General features: G+C 72.4%; 12 protein-coding genes. 9 read left to right on the top strand and 3 right to left on the bottom strand.

Going from position 1 to position 10121, the window contains the following annotated elements; genetic code table 11:
- Positions 1-791: substrate-binding domain-containing protein (locus OUY22_RS33620; protein WP_270159313.1), on the bottom strand; the 791-nt coding region annotated here is incomplete at its 3' end.
- A 201-nt stretch (positions 792-992) separates the two neighbouring features.
- Here OUY22_RS33620 and OUY22_RS33615 point away from each other — a divergent pair.
- On the top strand, positions 993-1163 hold the full coding sequence (locus OUY22_RS33615) for a hypothetical protein (RefSeq protein WP_270159312.1): 171 nt from the start codon (positions 993-995) through the stop codon (positions 1161-1163).
- A 121-nt stretch (positions 1164-1284) separates the two neighbouring features.
- Here OUY22_RS33615 and OUY22_RS33610 read toward each other — a convergent pair whose 3' ends face one another.
- Entirely contained in the window at positions 1285-1659 is a 375-nt protein-coding gene (locus OUY22_RS33610) for a hypothetical protein (RefSeq protein WP_270159311.1), read from the bottom strand.
- A 320-nt stretch (positions 1660-1979) separates the two neighbouring features.
- Here OUY22_RS33610 and OUY22_RS33605 point away from each other — a divergent pair, with 320 nt between their 5' ends.
- The 4 genes from OUY22_RS33605 (at position 1980) to OUY22_RS33590 (ending at position 6449) form a co-directional block, all read left to right on the top strand.
- Positions 1980-3785 (top strand): glycosyltransferase family 2 protein, encoded by a 1806-nt coding sequence (locus OUY22_RS33605; RefSeq protein WP_270159310.1) that lies wholly within the window; start codon positions 1980-1982, stop codon positions 3783-3785.
- A 72-nt stretch (positions 3786-3857) separates the two neighbouring features.
- Positions 3858-4913: an energy-coupling factor ABC transporter permease gene (locus OUY22_RS33600; protein WP_270159309.1), complete on the top strand. Its 1056-nt coding sequence runs from the start codon at positions 3858-3860 to the stop codon at positions 4911-4913.
- Between the two features lie 10 nt (positions 4914-4923).
- A complete protein-coding gene (gene cbiQ / locus OUY22_RS33595) occupies positions 4924-5691 on the top strand; it encodes a cobalt ECF transporter T component CbiQ (RefSeq protein WP_270159308.1) in 768 nt (255 codons plus the stop codon).
- A gap of 8 nt (positions 5692-5699) precedes the next feature.
- A complete protein-coding gene (locus OUY22_RS33590) occupies positions 5700-6449 on the top strand; it encodes an energy-coupling factor ABC transporter ATP-binding protein (RefSeq protein ID WP_270159307.1) in 750 nt (249 codons plus the stop codon).
- Here OUY22_RS33590 and OUY22_RS33585 read toward each other — a convergent pair.
- Entirely contained in the window at positions 6424-7443 is a 1020-nt protein-coding gene (locus OUY22_RS33585; protein WP_270159306.1) for a potassium channel family protein, read from the bottom strand. The genes OUY22_RS33590 and OUY22_RS33585 overlap by 26 nt on opposite strands.
- Positions 7444-7516: 73 nt before the next feature.
- On the opposite strand from OUY22_RS33585, the gene OUY22_RS33580 reads away from it, so the two are divergent.
- From OUY22_RS33580 to OUY22_RS33565, 4 genes are all read left to right on the top strand, one after another.
- The gene (locus tag OUY22_RS33580; RefSeq protein WP_270159305.1) at positions 7517-7855 is read left to right on the top strand and encodes an STAS domain-containing protein; all 339 of its coding nucleotides are present in this window, start codon (positions 7517-7519) and stop codon (positions 7853-7855) included.
- A 48-nt stretch (positions 7856-7903) separates the two neighbouring features.
- Positions 7904-8677: an SDR family NAD(P)-dependent oxidoreductase gene (locus OUY22_RS33575; protein WP_270159304.1), complete on the top strand. Its 774-nt coding sequence runs from the start codon at positions 7904-7906 to the stop codon at positions 8675-8677.
- Between the two features lie 10 nt (positions 8678-8687).
- Positions 8688-9452, top strand: a complete 765-nt coding sequence (locus OUY22_RS33570; protein ID WP_270159303.1) for a crotonase/enoyl-CoA hydratase family protein — start codon at positions 8688-8690, stop codon at positions 9450-9452.
- 105 nt (positions 9453-9557) lie between these two features.
- Positions 9558-10121: rhomboid family intramembrane serine protease (locus OUY22_RS33565; RefSeq protein ID WP_270159302.1), on the top strand; the 564-nt coding region annotated here is incomplete at its 3' end.

Below are 10121 nucleotides of genomic sequence, written 5' to 3'. Positions count from 1 at the left end.
CCGGCCTCCGCGGCGTCGTCGAAGCCCACCACGCTGACGTCGCCGGGGACGCTCAGCCCGCGCTCGGCCAGCGCCTCGTAGACGCCGATCGCCATCGTGTCGGAGCAGGCGAAGACGGCCGTGGGCGGGGCCGGGAGCCGGTTGAGCAGGTCGAGTGCGGCCTGGCGGGCGAGGCCGGTCTGGAAGTAGCCGCAGGCCTGCCAGGCCGGGTCGGCGGGCAGTCCGGCCGCGGCCATCGCGTCGCGGTATCCGGCCAGGCGGTCGGCCCCGCAGGGCACGCCGGGGCGGCCGGTGATGACGGCGATCCGCTCGTGGCCGAGCCCGATCAGGTGGGCGACGGCGGCCCTGGCGCCCGCGCGGTTGGCGGAGGCGACGACGGGCGCTCCGGGCGGCGGCTTGCGGCGCGGGTCGACGAGCACGGCGGGGATGCCGCGGTCGGTGAGCCACGCCCATTCGGCCGCGGTGGGCGCGGCGCGCACGAGCAGCACGCCGGCCGTGTCGTGGCCGTCGACGCGGTCGGGCCAGCCGTTGCCGGGCCGGCCGCCGGCGGCCGAGAGGACCAGGTCGACGCCGAGCCGCCAGGCGGCGTCCTCGATCCCGCAGAGGATGGCCAGCGTGTGCGGGGACACCGGGCCGCGCATGACCACGTCGACCAGGATGTTCTCACGGGAACCGCGACGCCCGGCCAGTGCGGCGACCAGGCGCCTGGAAGGTTCGGCGGGGAGCGTCGTGACCGGTCTGCCGGCGATCACCGGCGGGGACAGCGATGGCCGGGGCTGCTCGGGCGTCACCCTCTCACTTTCTCCCGACGGCGGCCGGGGAAACCAGCCGTGCCGGCGAGATTTCCGGACGCTGCCGCCGGGGGCGGGCCTCAATGTGCCCGGCAAGCCCTGAAAAATCGGGAAATGGCGTTGTGGCCTGCGCTTTCTTTGGGAGTTCCCGGACGCGAACCCCGCTCGTGGGGCCCGGTGACGTGCCAGAATGTCGGCACTGTGATCCCCTCCCCGTCATTCCCCGTCCAGCTCGTCGGCCTCGCCAACGGCGACGTGCTGATGCTGCCCGCGGTCTGGCCCGTACGGCTCACCCCGAATCAGCGGCGTCAGCTCGTGGAGCGCCTGCAGGAGTCCGCCGACGACGACGGCGTCCCCCGTGTCGAGGCCTGACGGCGCCGGACGCCCCCTGCTCCAGCTCCCCGGGAGGAACCACCGGGGAGCTGGAGCCCGTTCATGCGGCGGCTAGCCGTAATGTCTTTTTGACGCCCCTCATCCCATAAAGGTTCACGCGTCACAGAAGAATTCGTGTCACGCCGGTGAGCCCGGTGGGCCGGTCGGCCTCCAGCTGCGCCTGGAGGATCTCCTGCCGCTCGGCGGTGATCCGCCGGCAGATGACCATGTACGCGTTCAGGACCTGGCAGTAGGAGCGCCGGGCCTGGTCGAGCTGCGCGGCCAGCTCCGGCGCCCGCTCGGCGTCGCCCTGGCGCTCGGCCTCGGAGAGCAGGGCGCGCGCCTGGCCCACGATCTCCTCCGCCCGCTGCCGGGTGTGGCGGAGCAGCGCGGAGCATTCGTGGAGCTCCGCCAGTCGCGCCGAGGAGACGATGAATTCCGCTGTGTGCACGATCGACCCCTTGCCTGCCATCCGCCTGCGCAGATCCGATCCCATCCCCGCCACCTCCACGTCAGGATTGCCTCACTGTAGACGCGCGCTCGGGCCCTGCCGATCATCCGGGAGGACCTGGGGGTACGGCAGCGCTCCCCTGGGGGAAGTTCTCCCCTCCGGCGGGGGATAACTGCGTTCCTGAAGCCGATTCGGTGCGGGTTAAATGCCGTGATGAATGACTTTACCTGCACAATTCTCAAAAAGCGCAGGAATGAACGCTCCCTTGCAAAAGGAGGGCATGAAAGACAGCCGATCCGCTCACCCGCGCCCCACCGGCGTCACATACTGAGACCGGACGCGAGCGCACGGTGATGGAGGGTGTCATGGTGGTCGGCGGAGATCCGGTCGACGTCAGCGTCGTGATCCCCGCCCGCGACTGCCGGCCCTATCTCGACCGGTGCCTGACGGCGGCGCTGGTGCAGCGGGTCGTCAAGGAGATCGTGGTCGTCGACGACGGCTCCACCGACGGCACCGCCGAGCTGCTCGGCCTCTACGCCGCCCACCACCGGGGCACGGTCAAGGTGATCCGGGTGGAGGGCTCCTGCGGCGCCGGCCGGCCGCGCAACATCGGCCTGGCCCACGCGACCGGCCGCTACGTGTTCTTCTGCGACGCCGACGACTACCTCGGCCCCGAGGCGCTCGAACACCTGCTGGCCGCGGCCGACAGGAACGACGCCGACATCGTGCTCGGCAAGATCGTCGGGCACGGGCGGCGGGTGCCCGAGTCGATGTTCCACCGCAACGCCGATCGGGCGGAGCTGGGCGACAGCGCCGTCTACAACAGCCTGAGCTGCTTCAAGCTGTTCCGCCGCGAGCTGCTGGAGCGGCACCGCATCCGGTTCCGCGAGGGCGTGCTCATCGGCGAGGACATCTACTTCACCGTGCACGCCTACTGTCACGCCAGGACGATCTCGGTCGTCGCCGACCGGGACTGCTACCACCTGGTCGCCAGACCCGACGGCAGCAGCGTCATGCAACGGCCGGACAGCCGCGACCCGCTCGCCTGGATGTCCATGATCCGCGAGCCGATCGGGCTCATGACCGGCCACGTCCCGCCCGGTCCGCTCCGCGACCATCTGCTGGCCCGCCACTTCAAGCTCGACATCCTGGCCCAGCTCGGCACGCCCTTCCTGCAGTCCGGCGAGGTCAGGCGCAAGGAGATCGCCGCGGCGGTGGCCGCGCTGTGCGACCGCTGGCTCACGCCGGGCGTCCGCGACCGGCTCCCCGACGTCGACCGGCGGCGGCTGGATGCGCTCGACGACGTGGACCTGCTGGCGCGGCTGGCCGTGATCGAGGCGGCGCCCGTGACGCGCCGGCTGACCGGGCTGTGCTGGGACGGGCGGACGCTGGTGGTGGCGGGCGAGGCCGCGCTGACGGGGTGCGAGGAGCCCGACCGGGTCTCGGTGGTGCTGCGCACCCGTCACGAGCCCCGGCGGGAGCTGGTCGTGCCGGCCGGCCGGTCCGGCGGCCGGTTCGTGGCCAGGATCGACCCGGCGGTGCTCACCTCCGGCGTGTGGGACCTGCGGGTGTCGGTCGAGGTCGCCGGGGTCGCCCGCTCGGCCAGGCTGGGCGCGGACCGCGACACCGCCCTGGCCCGCCCGCCGGCCCGGCTGGTCGGCGAGGTGGCCGTGCTGCCGTACTTCACCCGCGACAACGGCAACCTCAGCCTGGATGTCGGCGGGCACGCGATCGGCGTGCCGGGCAGCGCGCGGCTCGTGGGGGCGCGCTGGTCGGTCGGGCGGCGGCTGGTGCTCGACGGCGAGGTCGCGGTGGCCGGGGTCGCGCCGCCGCCGGCCGCGGTGCGGCGGCTGGTGTGGCGCGAGCGGGGCAGCGGGAGCGAGCGGGCCGAACGGGTGGTGGCGCTGGCCGGGGGCGGATTCGTGGCCAGTCCCGCCGTGGGGCGGTTCGGTCCCGGGGTCTGGGACGCCTATCTGGAGCTCGACCTGGGCGGGCCGCCCGCCCGGTTCAGGATCGAGGCGGGCGACGACCCGGTCGCCGGGTCGCGCCGCTGGCTGCTGGGGGCCGGGCCGTGCGTCGCGCGCCCGTACGCGACCTCGAACCGGGGGCGGCTCAGCGCGGTCGTGCGGCGGCTGTCCGCGCGGGCGTTTCTCCGAAAAATCATGCGCTAATGCGATCTATATGCAACTGCACAGCTGTGTCCTACAGTGGGGATGATTGCCGGTACCCCTGGGAGGCGCGTCGTGCACGTACCCGATGGCTTCTTCACCGCCGCGGTGTCCATCTCCGCCGGGGCCGTGGCCGCCGCCGGGGTGGCGGTCTGCCTGCGCGGCGCCCGCCGTGAGCTGGACGACCGGACGGCTCCGATGGCCGGGCTGGTCGCGGCCTTCGTCTTCGCCGTCCAGATGCTCAACTTCCCCGTCGCCGCCGGCACCAGCGGTCACCTGCTGGGCGGGGCGCTGGCGGCCATACTCGTCGGGCCCTATACGGGCGTGCTGGCCATAGCCGTGGTCCTGGTCGTGCAGGCGCTGTTCTTCGCCGACGGCGGGCTGACCGCGCTCGGCGTCAACATCGTGCTGATGGGCCTGGTGACGGTGCTGGTCGGCTGGGCGGTGTTCCGGCTGGTCACGCGGGTGGCGCCGGGCAGGGGCGGGGTGACGGCGGCGTCGTTCGCGGCCGCCCTGCTGTCGGTGCCCGCCTCCGCGCTGGTGTTCACGCTGCTGTTCTGGCTCGGCGGCACCGCGCCCATCGAGATCGGGACCGTGGCCGCCGCGATGACCGGCGTGCACGTGCTGATCGGCATCGGCGAGGGCCTGATCACCGCGCTGACCGTCGGCGCGGTGCTCGCCGTCCGTCCCGACCTGGTCCACGGGGCGCGCGGGCTCGCCCGGCCGCTGGTGCTGCGCGACGCCGACGGGACCGGCACGGTGGTCCAGGGGGCGCCCGAGCCCACCGGGACCGGCGCCAGGACCGGCGCCAGGACCGGCGCCAGGACCGGCGCCAGGACCGGCGCGGCGCGGCCTTTCGTGCTCGCCGCGCTCGGGCTGACGCTGCTGCTGGCCGGGGTGGTGTCGTTCTTCGCCTCGCCGGACCCGGACGGGCTGGAATCGGTCGCCGAGGAGCAGGGCTTCCTGGGCCAGGCGACCGATCACCTGTTCGGCGGGTGGCCGCTCGGCGACTACGGCGAGGTCGGCGGCATCCCGGTGGGCGTGGCGGGGGTCATCGGCGTCGCGCTGACCCTGCTGGTCGCCGCCGCCGTCGCCTACGCCGCCCGCGGGCGCGACCGGACGAAGGTCTGAGCACGGGCCGATGAGCGCGGGGGGTCCGCTCTACGTGCCCGGGGGCTCGCCGGTCCACCGGCTGCCGCCGCAGTGCAAGCTGCTCGCCGTGCTCGCGTTCGCGATCGTGGTGGTGGCCACGCCGCGTGAGTGGTTCTGGGCCTTCGGGCTGTACGCGGGCCTGCTCGCGGCCGTCGCGGCCGTTGCGCGGATCCGGCCGGGGCACATCCTGCGGCGCATGGTCATCGAGGTGCCGTTCGTGCTGTTCGCCTTCCTCGTCCCGGTCGTCGGGACGGGGGAGCGGACCGTGCTGCTCGGGCTGTCGCTGAGCGTCCCCGGGCTCTGGGCGGCCTGGAACATCCTGGCCAAGGCGACGCTCGGCGTCACCGCGTCCATCCTGCTGGCGTCCACCACCGAGCCGCGCGACATGCTGGTCGGGGCGCAGCGGCTGCGGGTGCCCGACCTGCTGGTGCAGATCGCCATGTTCATGCTCCGCTACCTGGACGTGATCATGGATGAGATGCGCCGGATGCGCGTCGCCAGGGAGTCGCGGGGGTTCCGGGCGCGTGACGTCCGGCACATCCCGGTGATCGCCCGCTCGGCCGGGGCGCTGTTCATCCGCTCGTACGAGCGCGGCGAACGCGTCCACCTGGCGATGCTCAGCCGCGGGTACGCGGGCCGGATGCCGATGACGCACGCCGGGCCGGCCACGGCGGGACAGTGGGGGACGGCGCTCGCGCTGCCGCTCGCGGCCCTGGCCGTGTTCCTGTCGGGGCTGCTGCCCGGGTCTGTGCTGTGATGCCTCGCATGACGGAGAACTCGCTCGAAGTGAGCAGCCTCGCCTACGCCTACCCCGACGGGACGCAGGCGCTGTTCGGCGTCGACCTGACCATCCGGCGCGGCGAGCGGGTGGCGCTGCTCGGGCCGAACGGCGCGGGCAAGACCACGCTCGTCATGCACCTCAACGGCATCCTCACGGCCGGCCACGGCACCGTGACGGTGGCCGGCACCCCCGTGCGCCGCGACACGCTCAAGGAGATCAGGCAGCGCGTCGGCCTGGTGTTCCAGGACCCCGACGACCAGCTCTTCATGCCCACGGTCCGCGACGACGTGGCGTTCGGCCCGGCCAACGCGGGCCTGCGCGGCGAGGAGCTGCGGGCCGTGGTCGAAGAGGCGCTGGAACGGGTCGGCATGCTCGACGCCGCCGACCGCCCGCCGCACCACCTGTCGTTCGGCCAGCGCCGCCGGGTGGCCGTGGCGACCGTGCTGGCGATGGAGCCGGAGATCCTGGTGCTCGACGAGCCCTCGTCCAACCTGGACCCGGCGGCCCGCAGGGAGCTGGCCGAGATCCTGCGCTCCCTGGACGTGACCGTGCTCATGGTCACCCACGACCTGCCGTACGCGCTGGAGCTGTGCGAGCGCTCGCTGATCCTGTCGGACGGGGTGATCGCGGCCGACGGGCCGACCCGGGAGCTGCTGGCCGACACCGAGCTGCTCGCCCGCCACCGGCTGGAGCTGCCCTACGGGTTCGCTATTCCGGCTTCGCGACGTGGATGACCACCAGCGTGTCGCCCTCGTGCAGCTCGGCGGCGCGCGGGTCGGTGTAGGGGAACATGCGGCCGTCCCTGACGACCGCGACCGGGAGCTCCTCGCCCTTGATCGGCGGGCCGCCCACCTCCTCGGGGCGGACGAGGCGCTCGGTCAGGTCGACGCCCCTGCCGTAGGTGAGCAGGTCCTGGATCAGCGCGCTGACGGCGGGGCTCTGCGTGGCCACGCCCATCATCCGCCCGGTCGTCTCGGCCGAGGTGATGACCACGTCGGCGCCGCTCTGGCGGACGAGCGGGTCGTTCTCCGCCTCGCGGACCGCGGCCACGATCGTGGCCTTGCGGTTGAGGCTGCGGGCGGTGAGCGTCACCAGGGCGGTGGTGTCGTCGCGCCGGGTGGCGATGATGATCTGGCCCGCGGTCCTGACGCGGGCCCGGCCCAGGACGTGACTGCGGCTGCCGTCGCCCAGGACGCCGGCGAACCCGTCGGCCGCGGCCTCCTCCACGACGGCCGGGTCCGGGTCCACGACCACGATGGACTCCTTGACGGTGCCGTTGTCGAGCAGTGTGCGGGCGGCGGCCCGGCCCTTGGTGCCGTACCCGACGATCACGGTGTGGTCCTGCAACCTGCTCCTCCAGCGGTCGATCAGGATGGCGTCCCTGGTGCGCCGGGTGAGCACCTCCAGGGTGGTGCCCACGAGCACCACCAGGAAGGCGATGCGCAGCGGCGTCACGGCGACGATGTTGACGATCCTGGCCCCGGTGGTGACGGGCGTGATGTCGCCGTACCCGGTGGTGGAGATGGACACGGTGACGTAGTACAGCGCGTCGAGCAGGGACACCTCGCTGTCGGCGTTGTCCCGGTAGCCGTCCAGGTCCAGGGCGACCAGCGCGAACATGGCCAGCAGCATCGCCAACGCGATCGCCATCCGGCGCAGGACGGCGCGCAGGGGGCTCAGGCGGGCGGACGGCAGGCGGACGCGCAGCGCCGTCTCGTCCTCATTCATACGGCTGATCGTAGTTTGTGGATGCCCTCTATCCGGGCAAGTCGAAGTACAGTGGCTCATCGAGGAGGGGCCCATGAAGCTGCGGCTGGCGCGACACTCCCTCGGTGACGCCGTGGTGGTGGCCGTTGCGGGAGAGCTCGACCTGTTCACCGCCCCGGTCCTCCGCGACGAGGTACGTGACGCGATCAAGCAGGACGGCGCCCGGCTCGTCCTCGACCTCCAGCAGCTGTCGTTCATGGATTCGAGCGGTCTGTCGGTGCTGATCGAGGCCTGGCGGCTGGCCACCGGCGAGGGCGGCGGCGTGTCGCTCGCGGCGCCCCAGGCCCCGGTGGCGCGCATCCTGCGGACCACCGGCCTCGACCGGCGCATCAAGGTCTACGCCGACGTCGACAGTGCCGTTGGCGGAATTTGACCCCCCTCCGAGTAGAACTTCATTCGGTAGGGGGTTAGGGTCCGTGCTATGGACGTGAACGGATCCGCAGTCATCATTTCCGGCGGCGCCAGTGGCCTCGGCGAGGCCACGGCCCGCGAGCTGGCCCGCGCCGGCGCCACCGTGGTCGTCGCCGACCTCAACGAGGAGCGCGGCAAGGCCGTCGCCGACGAGCTCGGCGGTGTCTTCGTCAAGACGGACGTGTCCGACGACGGTCAGGTACAGGCCGCCGTCGAGGCCGCCGCCGCCACCGGCAAGCCGCTCCGCGTGGTCGTCAACAGCGCCGGCATCGGCTGGGCCGAGCGCACCGTCAACCGCAACGGCGAGCCGCACAACCCGGCCTCCTACCGCAAGGTCATCGAGGTCAACCTGATCGGCACGTTCAACCTCATGCGCCTCGGCGCGGCGGCCATCGCCAAGACCGACCCGGTCGACGAGGACGGCCAGCGCGGCGTGGTGATCAACACCGCGTCCGTGGCCGCGCTGGAGGGCCAGACGGGGCAGCTCGCCTACAGCGCCTCCAAGGGCGGCATCGTCGGCATGACCATCCCGGCCGCCCGCGACCTGGCCGCCATCGGCGTGCGGGTGAACACCATCTGCCCGGGCATCATCGACACCCCCATCTACGGCTTCTCGGCCAACGCCGACGAGTTCAAGGCCAAGCTGGTGGCGCCGGTGGTGTTCCCCAAGCGGATGGGCCGCGCCGACGAGTTCGCCCACCTGGTGCACTCGCTGGTCCAGAACGACTACATGAACGCCGAAGTCATCCGCTTCGACGGCGGCATCCGCTTCCAGCCCAAGTAAGTGAGGTCCCGTGTCTGACGAAGTGCTCGTCGAGGAGTCCGACGGCGTCGCCGTGATCACCATCAACCGCCCCAAGGCCCGCAACGCGGTCAACGGGGCGGTGGCCAGGGGCATCGCCGAGGCGCTGGACGCGCTCGACGCCCGGCCCGAGGTCTCCGCCTACGTGCTGACCGGAGGCGGTGGCACGTTCTGCGCGGGCATGGACCTCAAGGGGTTCCTGTCCGGCGACTTCCCTGTGGTGGAGGGGCGCGGGTTCGGCGGCATGACCGAGGCGCCGCCCAAGAAGCCGATCGTGGCCGCCGTCGAGGGGTACGCGCTCGCGGGCGGCTTCGAGCTGGCCCTGTCCTGCGACCTCATCGTGGCCTCGTCGGAGTCCAAGTTCGGGCTGCCCGAGCCCAAGCGGGGCCTGGTGGCCGGCGCGGGCGGGGTCATGCGGCTGCCGCGGCGCATCCCGTACCACGTGGCCATGGAGATCGCGCTCACCGGCGACCACTATCCGGCCGCGCGCCTGTACGAGCTGGGCCTGGTCAACCGGGTCACCGAGCCGGGGCAGGCGCTGGAGGGGGCGGTCGAGCTGGCCCGCAAGATCGCCGCCAACGCGCCGCTCGCGCTGGCCGCGACCAAGCGGGTGATCATCGAGTCGCAGGACTGGTCGCTGGAGGAGATGTTCCGCAAGCAGGGCGAGATCGTCAACCCGGTGTTCGGCTCCAAGGACGCCATGGAGGGCGCCGCGGCCTTCGCGGAGAAGCGCGCTCCCCGGTGGAAGGGCGAATAGCCTCGACTCCGTACCCCCTCCCGGTCGCCGGGAGGGGGTTCTTCATGCGCGTTTGCGGTATTTCATGCGTACGGTTGTAGGGGACGACGTCACCTGGGGAGGGGCATGAGCGACTACTCGCGGCCGCGTTACGAGTCAGCCAAGAGCGGGCTGGCCTCACTGCTCTCGGGCGCCCTGGCTTCGGCGCTGACGATGGTCATGATCCTGGCCGTCATGTGGGCCGTCGAGATCTTCGACTACCTGACACCGGGCTCCCCCGACTATGCGTACGGCATCAGGGGCTGGCAGCCCGACGGGCTGGTCGGCATCTTCACCGCGCCGTTCCTGCACGGCGGCTTCGGGCACCTGATGGCCAACTCGCTGCCGCTGCTCGTGCTCGGGTTCCTGGCGGGGCTGCGCGGGATCGGCAGGTTCCTGGCGGCGAGCCTGCTGATCATCGTCATCGGCGGCGTCGGCACCTGGTTCACCAGCCCGGGGACCTACACGGTGGGGGCCAGCGGGCTGGTGTTCGGCTACTTCGGGTACGTGGTCGCGCGCGGCCTGTTCGACCGGCGGGCGCTGGACGTCGTCATCGGCATCGGCGTGGCCATCGCGTACTGGTCGATCCTGGCCGGCGTGCTGCCGGGCGAGCCGGGCATCTCGTGGCAGGGCCACCTGTTCGGGCTCGTC

It is taken from the genome of Nonomuraea corallina (genome assembly GCF_027620315.1).
Taxonomy (GTDB): Bacteria; Actinomycetota; Actinomycetes; order Streptosporangiales; family Streptosporangiaceae; genus Nonomuraea; species Nonomuraea corallina.
This window is presented reverse-complemented; position numbering and strand designations above follow the sequence as displayed.